Here is a 15,937-nt window from a genome sequence, read left to right as displayed (position 1 = left end):
TGCCGCAGGGAATTCGACCACTTTGGGTTTCTGCTCCGGCTACACCGAACGGGTCTCTCCCGCCCGGTCGGTAAAGGCCGCCTCCAGGTTCCCCGCGAGCGCCTCCTCCACCCGTCGTCCCATGTCACGGATTTCCTCGTCGTCCGCGGCCACCATCTCGTTGCGTGCCGTCTCGAGTACCAGCGAGCTCTGCCGTCGGATCTCTTCGCTCTGTGCATCGTTGACGGCGGTGGCTGCGCAGTCGCGCAGGAGCCGCAGCACCGCGGTGAGCACAATGGGCTCCGAATGGGCGAAACGGCGGACCGGACCGCAGACAAGGTCCAGAAAATACCGGTAGTCCCGGCCCGTGGTCACCAGGCGGAGCACGCCGTCGTCATCCCGGTGGGCCTCGGGCCCCAGCCGGCGCCGCTGCAGATCCACCAGCAGGTCTGCGCAGTACCCGGCGGCGTGGGCCGCAGTGATGGGGTCATTGATACTGGGAGAAATGGCCTTCACGGCTATGTCGGTCAGCTGCCGCAGCCCCAGGGCGGCATCCTGTTCCGGCGTGCGCTCATAGCCGATGTCCAGGGCCTCTGCCAGAGACTTCTGCACGGCGCCCAGCGGCACCGGCCCGCCGTCGTCGGCCCAGACCCGTGCCACCGGGGAGCCAACCGTAACGTGGTCACCCGGCTGAACCATGATCCTCATGGTCAGTCCCCGATCCTGCAGTACTTTCATCAGCGGCTGCCGGTCGATCCTCTGGATGATCCCGCTGCGCCCGCCGGGAACAAGTGTGCCTCCCGCGGGCAGGTCGAACTCCTGCACTTCCCCTGTCTCGGACACCGGATAGGTGTCCCGGAGAACCGCCAGGCAGTCCTGATGTGCGTTGAGCATCATGGTGTCCACCCGCAGGGACCGGGCGATGTGCCCGATGAACAACAGCAGCACAATCCCGGAAGCAATTCCCAGCACATACACCGTGCCGACCACCAGCACCGGCACCGGGCGGTTGGCATCCATCCCGTACAGGCCGGTGATGCTGACCAGGAATGTACCCAGCAGCACGCCCAACACAGCCTGGGTCCGCGTGTCACGGGCGAATTCACGCAGCAGGCGGGGCGAGAACTGCTGTGAGGCCAGCTGCAACGCCACCACGGTCAGCGAAAACGTGACGGTTGCGGCCGTCATCACGCTGGTGGCGACGGTCTGCAGCAGGCTGGACGCGGCGTCGACGCCGGTGGGCCAGATCCACTGCGCCCAGGCCACGTCATCGCCGGGGCGAACCTGCATCAGCAGCAGGGTCAGGAGCACTGCCGCCAGCGAGGCGCAGCTTGGCCAGAACCACAGGGATGCCCGTAGTCCCTCCCGGGTGACCCGGAACCGCGGCTGCGGTTCGTGCGGATGGCGGGCGGCAGATGTTGAACCATGAGCCATGGGAACCCCTCAGAACAAGGAAAGTAAACGTGATCCCAGTCTGCCCCGAGGCCGTTGTAGTTCCAATCGGCTGCCGCCCCGCGCCGCGCCATGAAGAGTGTGCCTCACGGGCACCCGTTAGGCTGAAACCCACCCGCACCGCTACTGAGAGGCACTTCCTTATGAGCCCCGGCTCCCGCCGCCTATCCAAACCCATGGCCGTCACGACATCCCTGATGCTGGCAGGACTGCTCACGGCTGGCCCGGCGTCTGCCGTGGAACCGGCGCCGGTCCCTGCGCCCGCAGAGCTTGCCGCACCCCAAAGCACCCCCGCTCAGAGCAAGCAGCAGATTATTGACGTGTTCAACGGAATCAATGCCTTCCGTAAAGGCAAAGGCCTCAAGCCGCTGCGGATCGGTGCGAACGCTTCACTCGTGGCCCAGGAGTGGTCCACCCGCATGGCGGACACAACAACGCTGGAGCACTCCTCAGGCTATGCCAAGGACAAGCGGATTGAATCCGGTTTTGTCTCCGCTGCCGAGAGCGTCGCCTACAACAGCTACGGCACGGGCCAGTCCATGGTGGACCAGTGGATCAATTCCCCCGGACACAACGCCAACATGAGCCGGCCCGCGGACAACGTCATGGGTGTGGGAATCGCGTTCGACAAGCAGGACGGTTTCATGTGGGGAACCACCACGTACTACCAGTACGGGCAGGTGCCGCAAAAGACGTTTGCGACGGCGGAAGAGTATCTCGCCAGCATTGCCCCCATGCCGCCGGCCGTTTTCAAGGACGTCCCGAACGGTTCAGCCTTTGCCGAGGATATCCGCTGGATGACCGAGCAGGGCATCACCACCGGATGGCCCGACGGAACCTTCCGTCCATTGGACTCTGTGCGCCGCGACGCAATGGCGACCTTCCTGTACCGGCTGGCGGAATCACCCCAGCACAGGCCGCAAAACGTCTCCCCTTTTAAGGACGTGTCCCCCAGCCAGCAGTTCTACAAAGAAATGACCTGGCTTGCCGGAACCAAGATCACCACCGGCTGGCCGGACGGCACCTTCCGTCCGCTGGACACCGTCCGCCGCGATGCCATGGCCGCCTTCCTGTACCGCAGCGCCGGTTCACCGGCGTACACCCCGCCCAAGACATCCGTCTTCACTGACGTCACCCCGGGAAACCAGTTTTACAAGGAGATCTCGTGGCTCGCAGACCAGGGCATCTCCACCGGCTGGTCCCAGCCCAACGGCACCAGGACCTTTGCTCCGGGGCAGGCTGTGGCCCGTGATGCCATGGCCGCCTTCATGCACCGCTTCGATCAGCGGGGCTGGTAAACCCACGCCGGGTTGGGAGGGACGCCACCGCTCCCAACCCGGCGTCGATCATGTACCCTCAGCGGCATGACGGCACCCATGGTTTACGTCCTTTTCCCGGGGACTGCGCGCGAAGCCCTGACCTTTTATGCCGGCGTGTTCGGCGGAGAGCTTTCCCTGCACACCAACGCGGACTTCGGCAGCGGCGGTCCGCCCGGTGCCATCGCCCACGGTGTCCTTGACGGTGTGGTCACGCTGGCCGGGGCGGACGCCGGCCGGCAGGAAAAGAGCGTTCAGGTTCAGGGGGTAATGCTCTCCCTGCTGGGAACCGCCGAACCGGCGCTCCTGCATAAATGGTTTGCACAGCTGTCCGACGGCGGCCGGATAGTGGATCCGCTGGCCCCCAAGGCGTGGGGCGCCTCCGACGGGCAGGTGGTTGACCGGTACGGCCTGCACTGGCTGATCGGGTACGAGCCGGCAGCAGCTTCTGCAGTCAAATCCGCAACCGAAGGGAACGGGCTCCATGAATCTTGATGCCAATCCGCAGCGCGCATCGGAACTGTGCCAGGAAGCTCACACACGGCTCCTGCGGAGTGCGGACAAGCTGACGGACTCCGATGTCCGAGCTGCCAGTCTTTTGCCCGGATGGACCGTGGGGCACGTTCTCACGCATGTGGCTCGCAATGCCGATTCCCACGCCCGGCGAATAACGGGGGCTTTGGACGGACTCGATCTGCCCAAGTACCTGGGCGGCAGCAAACAGCGGGAGGAGGAAATCAAGGCGGGTGCCGGGCGATCAGCAGACGAGCTCGTTGCCGATCTGGAAGCCAGCGAATCCCGGCTTGAGGAGGTCTTCGACCGGTACGCAGCGGCAGGATGGCCCAACGGTCATTTCCTCGGTGGATCGGACTACGGCGTGTGGGCGTGCCCGGCACACAGGTTGCGCGAAATCGAGATGCACCATGTGGATCTGGGGCTCGGCTACACCCCCGCGGATTGGCCGGAGGAATACGTGGCGTGGGATTTACAGAATTTGCTGGCCGGCGCTGCCGACCGGCTCGTCTCGTCCGGTGACCGGCGAGCGTTCATGGCATGGCTGTCCGGCCGGGGACCCCTGGACCCGGAAACGGAACTGGCCCCCTGGTGATGACGGTCCCGGGCTACGGCGCTGCCTCCCGGACAACGGCATAGAGGAGCATGTCCCGCCTGGCTCCCGCAATTTCCTGGTGGCTGCGGAGCAGTCCCTCGCGGGAGAAACCGGCGTTTTCCGCAGTGCGGACGGAGGCCGTGTTCCAGGGTTCGATATACAGCTCAATCCGGTGCAGCTCGGGAATGGACCAGGCGAAACCGCACAGTGCCAGCAACGCATTGGCGGCTGCACCGCGGCCGCGGGCGTCCGGGCTGACCGCATAGCCGGCCTGGGCACGGCCCTGTCCCAGCTCTCGGAGCCACAGTCCGATCTGGCCCAGGCAGCGGCCGGTCCCGGCGTCGGCGATGGAAAAGGCCAGCCCCGTTCCGCGGATGTGGTGCTGCCGCTGCCGTTCGACCCACCCGAGGGCTTCGTCCTGAGTCGCGTTGGCCGGCAGGGTTCCCACCGTGGGTACGTAGGGGTCTGTGGCGAGTTTCATCGCCATGGCGGCGTCCTCATCCTGAAACCGGCGAAGGATTACGTCTCCGTGGGACGGGTCGATGGCCGGCCAGGGCGGAGTCTTTGGGCTGATATCCATCCCGCCATTCTGACGGGTCGAAGCCCGGCTCCCTGAAACCGGCGGCCCGGTCGGCGCGGCAACCGCGCCGGACCTGACTTAGCCTGCACCGCGGTTAGCGGCCGAACAGCTTCCCAAGCCAGCCTGCACCGGACTTTGCCGCGGCGGGAGCCGTTTTCCCGGTCTTTGCTGTGTTACAGGTGCAGCGATCGTTTTTTGCCACGCCGCGCATGACCTGATCCACGTGGTTTCCGCAACCCGCCCAGGTGGTTTTGCCGCACTTCCGGCAGGTGACTGCTCTGCACATTCTTGCCAACTCCAATTCGCTTGCTTCAGGACGCTGCGTCCCCCACTAGCATGACAGATACCCTAGGGGGTATGCAAAATGTCGAAAGGAGCAAGCCTCATGCCTCCAACACACCGTTCAGCGCCTAACGACGCCTACCTGTCCCCTGAGGCGCCCCGAGCCTCACCCTGCGCCAACCCGTGTCGGTCTCGAGATCCTGACGGGGCATATCCTGGAATGTGGACCAGTGCAGCTCCCCTTCGATCCGATTCTTTGGCTTCTTGATGGCCGCTTTTCCAGGTACTGCCTTTTTGGCTGGCAGCATGTCAGGACGTTGCGCGGCAACGCCACGCGGCTTGCTAGGTCCACCAGGCACCGCCTTTTGCCCTTGCTTGCCTCGTCCTTGCGCAACCTGCCGTCGCGACTGGACCACCTTGTCGAGCTTCGATGAGTTCACAGATCCCATCTTCGGACGTTTTGACCCGTCATAAGCTGGCTTTCCGCTTCCTCGACACAGCTGGCCGTCACCATCGGAGTGTTTTCCCGCCAGGCCGTTCACCAGCTTTCCTGCCATGGTTTTCTGGCACATGATGCACTGCCATTTCGGTCCCGCAGATGCCACAGCGCATCCTCTCATTCAGAAAAAATCACATCAACTCTACATCTGCATCATGACCAACCAGCAATGCATGCAGTTTCGAGTCGGCAGGCACCGCCAGCTAGCTCAGTTCACACCGCGCTCCGGTACCAGCTCGCCCAGAATCCGAACCAGCTCAGCTCGATCTGCGGGCTCCAACACCGAGAAAAACTCATCAGCCTCCCGCTTCCGGTCTGCCAAAACCTGCTTCCGCAAGCTTTCCCCTTCAGCGGTCAGCGCCAGCAGCGTCGCCCGGCGGTCCGTTGGATGCGGCGTCCGTTCAATCAGACCCTTCGCAGCAAGCTGGTCGACTACCTCGGTGGCTGACCGCGGAGCGATCCGCAGCCGTTCCGCCAGCTCCTTCAGCCGCAGCCCCGGAGTCTCCTCCGGCCCCGGTTCACCCTTCGATCCAGAGGATGTGAGGGCAGCACGCGCCACGGCATTCAGAGCACGAAACTGGTGCGGCGTCAGATCGAACGGAGCAAGCTGGAGCATCCAGCGCTTCCGAAGTCCGCGGAACGCGGCGTGCATCAGGTCTCCCAGGGCCGCCGGATCGGCGGAGGCATCTATCATGAACCCAGTCTACCCATTTCGCGGTAACCACATAGTGAGGTAACCTCTGTATTAGCTGCCGAGTACAACACCGGCAGCATCAGGAGGACCTTTGGCTATATCAGGAATCGAGAGCCCCGGCGTCGACGGCGGAGGTGGCGGCCGCGGAGGCCGCGGACCCGCGAAACTCAACCCGGCGGACAAAAAACAGCTCAAGCAGCATCCCGTTTCACTCTCCCGCATCGCGGCGCTGTTCGCACCGCACAAGGGAACCATCGCCGTCGTCGTCCTGCTCATCACCGCAGCTTCAGTGGTGGGGCTCGCGCAGCCGTTTCTAGTGCGCGCTGTGATCGACGATGCCCTGCCCAACGGCAACGTCCGCCTCCTGGCCTTCCTCACCGCTGCCATGGTGGGAGTTGCCGCCGTCACGTCGGCGATCGGTGTGGTGCAGACCTGGCTGGCCACGGCCATGGGCCAGCGTGTCATGCACACCCTGCGCGTGAACCTCTTCACCCACCTGCAGTCCCAGTCGCTGGGCTTCTTCACCCGGACCCGGGGCGGCGAAGTCCAGTCCCGCCTCACGCACGACATCTCCGGCATGCAGTCAGTCGTCACCACCACCGCCACCGGTGTTGCCTCCAACCTCACGACGGCGGTTGCCACCGCGGTGGCGATGGTGGCCCTCTCCCCCGGGCTGAGCCTGATCTCGCTGATCGTACTGCCGCCGGCCATCTGGCTGTCCCGCCGCGTCGCCAAAATCCGCCGCGAGGTCACCGACGAGCGCCAGCGCGAACTCGCCGCCCTGCACACCCAGGTGGAGGAGGGCCTGTCCGTTTCCGGCGTGCGCCTGGCTAAAACCCTGGGCACCATTCCCCGCGACGCCAGCCGCTTCACCGCCCGCTCGGAGAAACTCGTGGGGTTGGAGCTGCGCAGCCAGCTCGCCGGACGCTGGCGGATGGCCACCATGCAGATTGTCTTCGCAGCCATTCCCGCCGTCATCTATCTCGCCGCAGGTTTCCCTGCCACGAGCGGCGGCATGACCATTGGCACCCTGGTTGCCTTCACCGCCCTGCAGGGGACCATCTTCCGGCCGGTAATGGGCCTGCTGAACATCGGCGTGCAGTGGGTTACCGCACTGGCGTTCTTTTCCCGGATCTTCGAATACCTTGATCTGGTTCCGGCCATCAAGGCGCCGGAACATCCCGTCCGGCTGGACCCGGCCACGGTGCGCGGCGAAGTCCGGTTCGAGGGTGTGCGGTTCGCGTACGACGGCGGTCCGGACGTTCTGCACGGCATCGACCTGACACTGTCCCCGGGTACCGCCACCGCCGTCGTGGGGGCAACCGGTTCCGGCAAGAGCACCCTGGCGTCGCTGCTGCCGCGGCTCAACGATGTCAGTAGCGGCCGCGTCACGATCGACGGAGTGGACCTGCGGGAGATTGCGCCGGAGGATCTGGCCAGAATTGTCGGCGTAGTGTCACAGGACACCTACCTGATTCATGCCTCCGTCCGTGAAAACCTCCTGCTGGCCGCTCCGGAAGCCACGGATGAGCAGCTGTGGCAGGCACTGGCGGCGGCCCGGATCGCAGACTCCATCGGCGCCCTGCCCCAAGGGCTGGACACCTTGGTGGGCGCACGCGGACACCGTTTCTCCGGTGGCGAGCAGCAGCGCCTGGCCATTGCCCGCACCATCCTGCGCAACCCGCCGGTACTGGTGCTGGACGAGGCCACCTCGGCACTGGACAACACCACCGAGGCGCAGGTCCAGGCCGCCCTGGAGCGGCTGTCCGCCGGCCGGACCACGCTGACCATCGCACACCGGCTGTCCACCGTCGAGAACGCGGACCAGGTGGTGGTGCTCGACGCCGGAGAGATCGTCGAGCGCGGCACTCCCGCCCGTCTGCGGGAAGCGGGCGGCGCGTTTGCCCGGCTGGCCGCCAGGAGCGCCTCTATTCCTGCTGCAGGGACTGGAATCCTTCAATGAGAGTCCACGCTATGGAGGCGTATTCACGGATGTCCATTGATGGACTGATGAATTCACCGTTATGGGCCAGGAAGTTCCGAAGTAACCGGAGTTGATCGACGCTGTCAGCGATGTATCTGGGGGTGTCGGAATTTCTCAGTGCCCGGATAAGGTCATGACCCTTTAGCGACGCCTCGGGTTCTTTCAGTTTCACCCATCCCTGAGCGGCATATTCCACCTCGGAATAAGCTTCTTTCACCGCAGCTGCCGGGGAGACAAGGTCTGCAATGTCCTGCAGTCTATTGACCCACGTTGCCCACTTTGAGGTTCCGGCCCGAAGCGTGGCAACACTAGCGTCTGCCTGTTTCATTCTCTCGATTGCGTCAATCCAGTTTGCGGCCATCTCGGCATATGCAATAGGACGCCGGTCGGCCAATCCACTCGCTGCCGAATCGCTCCGGTGAGCCAATCCCCTCCGGATATCCGAACCATGGCTCTCCGGGTTATCTCGGTCCGCCCTCCGGACGAGTTTTGGCGTTTCCTCACGGGAGCCGCCGGTGGACGTTGAGGCGGATGCGCGGATACTCCGTTCGGCGGAAGACGCCTCGGCTGCTCCTTCCGTGAGTGTCACGATGGTTTCCTCCACCTGCTCACGGAAAAACTTGACCCCGCCCAGGGGCGACGACACTTCCTTTAACTCCGCTATCCGCTCTGACAGTGCAAGGACAAGACTGATAACCGGCTTCTTGTAGAGAAACAGAAGCACGACGACGGCTGCCGGCCATGCCAGCAAAGAGACCAGACTAGTTATGAAGACAAGCCATTCTGCGGTCATATCTTCGCCCCCTGCCCCGGCTATCCGGCATCTGCGGCACTAACTGTGCCAATGCTGGTATAACTGCCGACCGACTAGCTCCTATTATCCTTTCCAACAGATGAATAAACAGGGTCTGTGGCCATATTCAGGGGTTTTGACTCCACATATTGGTACAGGCCAATGAATGGACGCCCGCCCGCACCATCAGGGGTAATTACCGCTACGCCAGGCAGAGGCAGAACGGGTGTCCGGCCGGATCCAGAAAAACGCGAAAGGTGGTACCCGGCTGGTACGGATGCTTAGTGGCACCGAGCTGCAGCACCGCCGCCTCGGCTTCATCCAGGTCATCAACATCCACATCAATATGCACCTGCTGCGGAATGTCCTGTTCCGGCCAGACCGGCGCCGTGTAGTTTTCCACCTGCTGGAAGCAATAGCGCTGGCCGGTGGCATCGGTAATGTCAGTCCAGCCGTCGTAGGATTCATCCTCATGCAGGTTCACCGTCCAATCCAGCAGGGCACCGTAAAAGGTCGCAAGTGCCGCGGGATCAGGGCAGTCAATGACAGTGGTGGGAGTGCGTGCGATAGCCATGGCTGGAAACATATTCCCTCGGCCTGTATCTGGCAAGATGGAGCCATGAAGATATCCCGCGCCGACACAGCTGCCGACGAAGGTTTCTTTCCGTGGCCCCGTGAGGTGCCCGCGGAATGGATCCTGCGGGCACATCCGATCATCCTCATGGTGTCAGCGCTGGTGCTGTTCCATCAGTTTGCTCCCCTGCCGGCCAGCCCCATGGGCTTCGTCAGCGAGTTCTTTGTGCTGAGCACCGCCTTCTCCATGCTGTCGTCCCGCAGCCGCAGGCGAAACCAGAATGCCAGGGGTCCCGAGGCGCCTCATACCGGGTCGGAGCGCCCCGCGGAATAGGAATGCCGCCCTCCCGGCGCAGCAGTCCCTGCCGGTAAGACAGAACAAGCCGGACCCCTGTCGGGTCCGGCTTGTTCTGTCTTTATCCGCAGGGCCTGGCCTCAGCTCGCGTCTGCCAGCGTACTGGGGCTGCGAAGCCGGGAGAGATAGCCGGCAAATTCATGCAGCTCTTCCGCCGACCAGTCATCCAGGATGTGGCTGTCCAGCATAATGCCGGTTTGGACAGCGCCCACCCGTTCCTCTGCGGCCGGTGTCAGGACCAGCACGCGGGCGCGGCCGTCCCGGGGGTCGGCCTGCACCTCAATCAGTCCCAGTTCCTCGAGCTGTCGCGACTGCCTGCTGATGACGCTTTTGTCCACCATCAGCAGGTCTGCCGCCGCTCCGGAATGCAGCGGGCCCTCGCGCTTGAGCAGTTGCAGCATTTTGAGGCCAAACAGGGGCAGGGTCGGGTCGATGCCCTTGGCTGCGTCCCGCATGCGGCTGCGAACGGTTTCCGTGAGTAGACGCAGATTTTCCTCAACCTCGTGCAGGGCCTTTGTCCGGCCCAGCTCCTGCGGTGTCACTTGGGCTGGCTCTCCGGGTTGGCAGTCCTCACCGGTGAGACCGGATCCACCAGGGCTACGGCGCCCGTCGCCACGTCGGCCAGTGCAAGCTCGGCCGGTGAGGGACGCTCGTTCCGGGCCGCTGAATCCGCAGCGGTGTCGGATGCCTGGGTCTCCGCCGGGGCGGAAGCTCCGGCGATGCCGGCGGTCGCCGCAGGATCAGCGGTTGCGGCGGCCTTTTTCAGCTGTACGGCATTCTGGCGGCCAAGCTTGGCGTTCGGAATGAAGATGACAGCCAGCAGCGTGATGACAGCCAGCGGAACGCTGTACAGGAAGACCGAGCCGACGCCGACGCCGTACGCACTTTCCACCAGCACGGCAATGGCATCAGGAAGTTCGGAGACCTTGGGGATGGATCCGCTGCCCAGGGCCACGGCGGCCGCAGCCTGGTCAGCCGGCGCCAGCGCACCGATGCCGTCCTTGATTTCGGAGGCAACGATGGTCCCGAGCACCGAGCCCAGCACGGAAACGCCCACGGTGCCGCCGAGGCTGCGGAAGAAGGTCACCGCACTGGTGGCCACACCGAGGTTCTTCACCTCAATGGAGTTCTGGACCACGAGCACCAGGTTCTGCATCAGCATACCCAGGCCTGCGCCCAGAACGGCCATGTAGATGCCGACCAGCACCAGGTTGGTGTCATAGGCCAGCGTGCTCAGCAGGATGGAACCCACCACGGTGAGCACACCGCCGGAAATCATCACGGCCTTCCACTTGCCGGTGCGGCTGATGATCGTTCCGAACAGCGTGGAGGAGACCAGCAGGCCGGCCATCATGGGGATGGTCAGCAGGCCGGACTCGGTGGGGGTAGCGCCGCGGGCCAGCTGCATGTACTGCGCCAGGAACACAGAAGTGCCGAACATGGACACGCCCACGGAAATGCTCGCCACGACGGCAAGGGTGAAGGTGCGGTTCTTGAACATGGACAGCGGAATGATCGGTTCCGGGGACTTGAATTCCACCAGCACGGCAGCGATCAGCAGCAAGGCGGATCCGGCGACCATCAGGAAGGAGGCCAGCGAGCCCCAGCCGAACTGGTTGCCCGCCAGGGTCACCCAGATCATCAGCAGCGACACGCCGCCGGCGATCAGGACAGCACCCAAGTAGTCGATGTGGACCTTGCGCTTGGCGTGCTGGGGCAGGTGCAGGGTCATCTGCAGCAGGATGATGGCAGCCACCGCCACCGGCAGGGCAATGAAGAAGTTCCAGCGCCAGCCGAAGGCGTCGGTGACAACACCGCCCAGCAGCGGTCCGCCCACTGTGCCCACCGCCATGACGGCACCAAAGAGTCCGGCGTACTTCCCGCGGTCGCGCGGGCTGATGATGTCAGCCATGATGATCTGGCTCAGCGCGGCGAGACCACCGGCACCCAGACCCTGCAGCACGCGGAAGACAATCAGTGTGCTGGTGTCCTGCGAGAAGCCGGCCAGGGCCGAGCCGAGCACAAAGATGCCAAGAGCGAGCTGGATCAGCAGCTTGCGGTTGAACAGGTCAGCAAACTTGCCCCACAGCGGCGTTGACACCGTTGTGGCCAGCAGTGTTCCCGTCACCACCCAGGTGTAGGCGGACTGGTTGCCGTCAAGGTCCGAGATGATCAGCGGCAGGGAGGTGGAAACCACCGTGCCCGCCAGAATCGAGACAAACATGCCAAGGAGCAGGCCGGAAAGGGATTCCAGCACCTGCTTGTGAGTCATGGTCCCGTCCGGGGAGGCGGTCCGCTTGGGCACCTTGGCCTTCTTCTCGGACTTTTTTTCGGGGGGACGTTCTGCGGGGGACATCGGGCTCCTGCTAGTAGTTGATTTAGATCAACTATATAAGTAATTGCCCTTAGTCAACTAATTTCGTGGCGCATCGCACACTCTTGGCCGGGCGCCCGGTCCCGGGTCCGGATGGCACCGCCGTGAACCTCTGTGACCGCCGATGACGCACCGAGACGCCCATGAGGTCAAAAACGGTCATCGCTGGCCCGGCCGTGATCCATGGGCTAGCTTTTCCTTAACCATCCCGAGCGGCCGAGAGACCTGGATCGACGACGCCGCAGCAACCCTCCCCGCCCAGCAGCGGGGAACGGTGCTACTGCCAGGACCGATGGAGAAGCTGCGCGCTTTCGTTGGTCAGCTTCGCCCTGCCCCGGCACGGCGAAGCTGACGCCGGCGAACCTGCGTCGCCCTCCGCCGGGCGATGATTCAGGAGCCTGACGTGAGCCCAGCAAGACCTCCCAAACCCCATCCCCAGATACCCCGCACCCTCGCCGTCCTCACGGCAGGGGCCATGCTCGCCACTGCCGTTTCCGGTTGCGGCGGGCCGGCCGCAGCCAGCGGCAGCGACACCTTTGTCTTTGCCACCGGCAAGGACATTTCCTGCCTGGATCCCCACGTGGACGGCGACATGCCGCAGGCATCCATCGCAGCGAACTACCTGGATTCCCTCGTTTCACAGGACAGCGGCGGCACCATCCACCCGTGGCTCGCCACAGCATGGTCAGTGTCCGGCGACGGCCTCACCTACACATTCACAGTGCGCGACGACGTCTGGTTCACCGACGGGACAAAACTCACCGCGGAAGCAGTGAAGGCAAACCTGGACCACATGGTGGATCCAAACACCCAGTCAGGTACCGCAGGCGGTTACCTCAAACCCTACGAGTCCACGCAGGTAGTGGACCCGACCACCGCCGTCGTCACCCTGAACCGCCCGTATGCGGCGTTCCTTGAGGTGCTCGCCCAGCCCTTCCTCGGCATCCAGTCACCCGCGGCCCTGAAGCGGCCGCAAGTGGAAAACTGCCACTCGCCGGTGGGCTCGGGACCGTACAAGATCCTGGACTACGTCCCGCAGTCCAAGGTCACCCTGGTCCGCAACGAAGACTACAACTCCGCTCCGCCCTACGCGCAGCATGACGGCCCGGCACACATTGAGAAGATCGAATGGCGCATTGTTCCCGAAGACTCCACCAGGTACGGCCTGCTGCGGGCAGGCCAGGCGGACGCCCTGGACCTCATGCCCTCGGTCCACTTTGCCGAGGCGGAAGCGGACGGAAACGTGGAGCTGACCCTGCGTGACCGGCCCGGAAACCCTACCAACCTCATCCTCAACACCACCCGTGCGCCGTTTGACGATCTCAACGTCCGCAAGGCTTTCCTGCACAGCGCTTACGTGGACGCTGGCATCAACAGCGTCTACTTCGGCACCGTCACCCGGGCCGGCGGGCCGCTCAGCTCCACCACCGGCTTCTACTCCCCCGATTTTGAGCACGTCTATGACCCGGACCCCGCCGAAGCAGCGCGCCTGCTCGACGATGCCGGCTGGACGGAGCACGACGCCGAAGGGTACCGGGTGAAAGACGGCGAGCGCCTGAGAGTTCATTTCCCGTACACCCCCGGAGCCTGGCCCGCTGCGCACCAGGCGCTGGTCACTCAAATCCAGGCGACAGCGAAGCAGGCCGGCTTCGAGGTGCTGATCGAGAACGGCGACGCAGCAACCGTGAGCGAACTGGGCAACACCTTCGAATACGACCTTCGCGCCGATTACTGGAACACCAACACCGCCGATGTGCTCCGCATTGTCTTCTCCTCGGAATACACCGAGTCTGCCGGCTTTGTAGCCAACGGATCGGGCTTTCGCAATCCCGGGCTGGACTCGATCCTGAACGCGGCACTTGCCACCGACGATGCTGCCGTCCGGAAGGACCTTTACCACCAGGCCCAGCAGATCGTCAGCGACCACGCCCTGCAGCTGCCGCTTTACAACCAGGCCAGCCAGGTGGCCCTGCGCAGCGACCGCTGGACAAACCTCACCCTTGAACCCAGCCTTTCCCTCCCCTACCTCTACGACGTCACGGCGGTGGATCCCCAATGAGCACCCAATCCCTTGATCCCCTCAACACGGCACCTCGCACAACGGTGTCCGGAGGCAGCACCGGCCGCATTGTCGGTAAGCGGGCCGCCGGCAGCGTTTTTGTCCTCTGGGCGGCCGTCACCCTCACCTTCTTTGTCCTGCACCTCACGCCCGGCGATCCCGTAACAGCGATCCTCGGGGGTGCCGGATCCTCCCCGTCGCCCGAGACGGTGGCAGCGGTAAGAGCCCAGTACGGACTCGACCGGCCCGTTCTTCTGCAGTACCTCTCCTATCTGGGCAACCTGATTACCGGGGACTTTGGGGTGTCCTATATCTTCAAGGTTCCCGTGATCGAGATCATCGGCCCGCAGATCCTTCCCACCCTGCAGCTCGCCGGACTGGCGCTGGCCTTCGCATGGGTCATCGCCCTGGCATTCACGCTCCTCACGGTGGGCCGCGGACGCCTGCTCGACGGCGTCGGCCGGACCCTGGAGGTGTTCTTCGCTTCCCTTCCCCCGTTCTGGGTGGGCATCATGCTTGCGGTCCTCTTCGCCGTCATCCTGGGCTGGTTCCCGGTGGCCGGAGACGACGGCTTCCGCTCGCTCGTCCTGCCGGCGCTCTCACTGGCCATCCCCCTGTCCGGGTTCATCGCCCAGGTCACCCGGTCCTCCTTCGAAGAAGCCCTGGCTCAGCCGTTCATCCTGAGCGCCCGTGCCAGGGGGCTGAGCGACGCCGCCGTGCGGCTGACGCATGCCCTGCGGCACGCCATCCTGCCCGGCCTCACGCTCTCCGCGTGGGCAGTGGGCTCACTGGTGAGTTCCGCCGTCGTCGCCGAGATCATTTTTGCCCGGGCCGGGCTGGGGCGTTCCCTCGTGGATGCCATCATCAACCGCGATATGCCGGTAACCCTGGCCGTGGTGTTCATTATTGCCGCCGTCTACATCCTCGTGAACCTCGCCGTGGACCTCCTCTACCGCGCGGTGGACCCCCGCACCAACCCGACAGGAAGTGCAGCATGACCACGATTGCCAGACCCGCCTCGACAGTGCAAGAGCCCGCCGACCCGCTGACCGGCGGGACGCATTTGCGCACCCTGCGGCTGGTCCGCAGCACTCCCGCCGGTGTGTGGATAGCCGGCGCGCTCCTGGTATTCCTGGTGCTCGCCGCCGTCGCCCCTTCCCTGTTCCTGCGGCAGGACCCCTACGAGATTGATCCCGCCAACGCCTTCCAGGCGCCGGGCGCCTCCCATCTGTTCGGCACCGACCAGAACGGCCGCGACATCCTGTCCCGGGTGATCGCCGGCACCGGCCAATCACTGCTTCTGGGCCTGGCGGCCACGGCCATCGGACTGATCCTGGGCGGTGCACTGGGCATTACTGCCGGAGTGTCCGGCAAGCGGCTCGACTCGGCGATCTGCCGTTTCGTCGAAATCCTCTTCGCCTTCCCCGGCCTGCTCCTGGCCCTGATCGTGATCGCCGTCTCCGGCACCGGCGTCGTCACCGCCGCGGTTGCCGTGGGAATCGGATCCGCCCCCGGCTACGCCCGGATGCTCCGCACCCAGACCCTGCAGGTGGTGGCCGCCCCCTATGTGGAAACGGCTCTGTCCCTGGGCCGGTCACGCTCCCATATCCTCCGGCACACCATCATCCCCAACGTGGCGCGCCCTCTGTTTGTCCTCGTCACGCTCGGCATCGGACAGTCCATTGTCTGGGCATCCTCCCTGAGCTTCCTCGGACTCGGCGCGCAACCGCCGGCCGCCGAATGGGGCGCAATGCTCGCCGACGGGCGCAACTACCTCCAGATCGCCTGGTGGATTGCCGCGTTCCCCGGGATATTCATCACTCTCGCGGCCCTGACCACCACGGTGGTGGGCCATCACCTGCAACGCCGACTCGAAGCAGAGGTCTGAC

Annotated in this window: 15 protein-coding genes and 1 riboswitch; of the genes, 8 read left to right on the top strand and 7 right to left on the bottom strand. The window is 64.4% G+C overall.

Going from position 1 to position 15,937, the window contains the following annotated elements; translation table 11 throughout:
* Positions 1–39 precede the first annotated feature (39 nt).
* The gene (locus KG104_RS08250) at positions 40–1,413 is read right to left on the bottom strand and encodes a DUF2254 domain-containing protein (protein ID WP_104054460.1); all 1,374 of its coding nucleotides are present in this window, start codon (positions 1,411–1,413) and stop codon (positions 40–42) included.
* A 194-nt stretch (positions 1,414–1,607) separates the two neighbouring features.
* Here KG104_RS08250 and KG104_RS08245 point away from each other — a divergent pair, with 194 nt between their 5' ends.
* The 3 genes from KG104_RS08245 to KG104_RS08235 all read left to right on the top strand — a co-directional run bounded on the left by KG104_RS08245 (position 1,608) and on the right by KG104_RS08235 (position 3,855).
* Positions 1,608–2,729, top strand: coding sequence for a CAP and S-layer homology domain-containing protein (locus KG104_RS08245; RefSeq protein ID WP_237686805.1), 1,122 nt, complete (start codon positions 1,608–1,610; stop codon positions 2,727–2,729).
* A 66-nt stretch (positions 2,730–2,795) separates the two neighbouring features.
* A complete protein-coding gene (locus KG104_RS08240; protein WP_207346691.1) occupies positions 2,796–3,242 on the top strand; it encodes a VOC family protein in 447 nt (148 codons plus the stop codon).
* Complete coding sequence (locus tag KG104_RS08235) at positions 3,232–3,855, top strand: maleylpyruvate isomerase N-terminal domain-containing protein (protein ID WP_207346690.1); 624 nt, start codon at positions 3,232–3,234, stop codon at positions 3,853–3,855. The genes KG104_RS08240 and KG104_RS08235 overlap by 11 nt, the downstream gene beginning before the upstream one ends.
* A gap of 13 nt (positions 3,856–3,868) precedes the next feature.
* Here KG104_RS08235 and KG104_RS08230 read toward each other — a convergent pair whose 3' ends face one another.
* The gene (locus tag KG104_RS08230) at positions 3,869–4,435 is read right to left on the bottom strand and encodes a GNAT family N-acetyltransferase (RefSeq protein WP_207346689.1); all 567 of its coding nucleotides are present in this window, start codon (positions 4,433–4,435) and stop codon (positions 3,869–3,871) included.
* Between the two features lie 989 nt (positions 4,436–5,424).
* On the bottom strand, positions 5,425–5,910 hold the full coding sequence (locus KG104_RS08225; RefSeq protein ID WP_207346688.1) for a MarR family winged helix-turn-helix transcriptional regulator: 486 nt from the start codon (positions 5,908–5,910) through the stop codon (positions 5,425–5,427).
* A gap of 97 nt (positions 5,911–6,007) precedes the next feature.
* Between KG104_RS08225 and KG104_RS08220 the strand changes: the two genes are divergently transcribed.
* Positions 6,008–7,873, top strand: coding sequence for an ABC transporter ATP-binding protein (locus KG104_RS08220; protein WP_207346851.1), 1,866 nt, complete (start codon positions 6,008–6,010; stop codon positions 7,871–7,873).
* Here the strand turns inward: KG104_RS08220 and KG104_RS08215 are convergent.
* A complete protein-coding gene (locus KG104_RS08215) occupies positions 7,839–8,687 on the bottom strand; it encodes a hypothetical protein (RefSeq protein WP_104160909.1) in 849 nt (282 codons plus the stop codon). The genes KG104_RS08220 and KG104_RS08215 overlap by 35 nt on opposite strands.
* A gap of 202 nt (positions 8,688–8,889) precedes the next feature.
* The gene (locus tag KG104_RS08210; protein WP_104054470.1) at positions 8,890–9,261 is read right to left on the bottom strand and encodes a VOC family protein; all 372 of its coding nucleotides are present in this window, start codon (positions 9,259–9,261) and stop codon (positions 8,890–8,892) included.
* A gap of 45 nt (positions 9,262–9,306) precedes the next feature.
* Between KG104_RS08210 and KG104_RS08205 the strand changes: the two genes are divergently transcribed.
* Positions 9,307–9,594: a hypothetical protein gene (locus KG104_RS08205; RefSeq protein ID WP_104160908.1), complete on the top strand. Its 288-nt coding sequence runs from the start codon at positions 9,307–9,309 to the stop codon at positions 9,592–9,594.
* Between the two features lie 101 nt (positions 9,595–9,695).
* Here KG104_RS08205 and KG104_RS08200 read toward each other — a convergent pair whose 3' ends face one another.
* A complete protein-coding gene (locus KG104_RS08200) occupies positions 9,696–10,157 on the bottom strand; it encodes a MarR family winged helix-turn-helix transcriptional regulator (RefSeq protein WP_207346687.1) in 462 nt (153 codons plus the stop codon).
* Entirely contained in the window at positions 10,154–11,887 is a 1,734-nt protein-coding gene (locus tag KG104_RS08195; protein ID WP_104161413.1) for an MDR family MFS transporter, read from the bottom strand. The genes KG104_RS08200 and KG104_RS08195 overlap by 4 nt, the downstream gene beginning before the upstream one ends.
* 302 nt (positions 11,888–12,189) lie before the next feature.
* Positions 12,190–12,288, top strand: a riboswitch (SAM riboswitch).
* Between the two features lie 104 nt (positions 12,289–12,392).
* Between KG104_RS08195 and KG104_RS08190 the strand changes: the two genes are divergently transcribed.
* The 3 genes from KG104_RS08190 to KG104_RS08180 are packed head-to-tail and all read left to right on the top strand — an operon-like array spanning position 12,393 to position 15,936.
* Positions 12,393–14,048: an ABC transporter substrate-binding protein gene (locus KG104_RS08190; RefSeq protein ID WP_237688697.1), complete on the top strand. Its 1,656-nt coding sequence runs from the start codon at positions 12,393–12,395 to the stop codon at positions 14,046–14,048.
* Positions 14,045–15,046: an ABC transporter permease gene (locus tag KG104_RS08185; protein ID WP_237686803.1), complete on the top strand. Its 1,002-nt coding sequence runs from the start codon at positions 14,045–14,047 to the stop codon at positions 15,044–15,046. Before KG104_RS08190 ends, KG104_RS08185 begins: the two co-directional genes overlap by 4 nt.
* On the top strand, positions 15,043–15,936 hold the full coding sequence (locus KG104_RS08180; RefSeq protein ID WP_207346686.1) for an ABC transporter permease: 894 nt from the start codon (positions 15,043–15,045) through the stop codon (positions 15,934–15,936). The genes KG104_RS08185 and KG104_RS08180 overlap by 4 nt, the downstream gene beginning before the upstream one ends.
* Position 15,937: the final 1 nt, after the last annotated feature.

It is taken from the genome of Arthrobacter sunyaminii (genome assembly GCF_018866305.1).
GTDB classification, from domain to species: Bacteria; Actinomycetota; Actinomycetes; order Actinomycetales; family Micrococcaceae; genus Arthrobacter_B; species Arthrobacter_B sunyaminii.
Note: the sequence above shows the minus strand (reverse complement) of the source record. Positions and strands in the feature narration are given on the sequence as shown.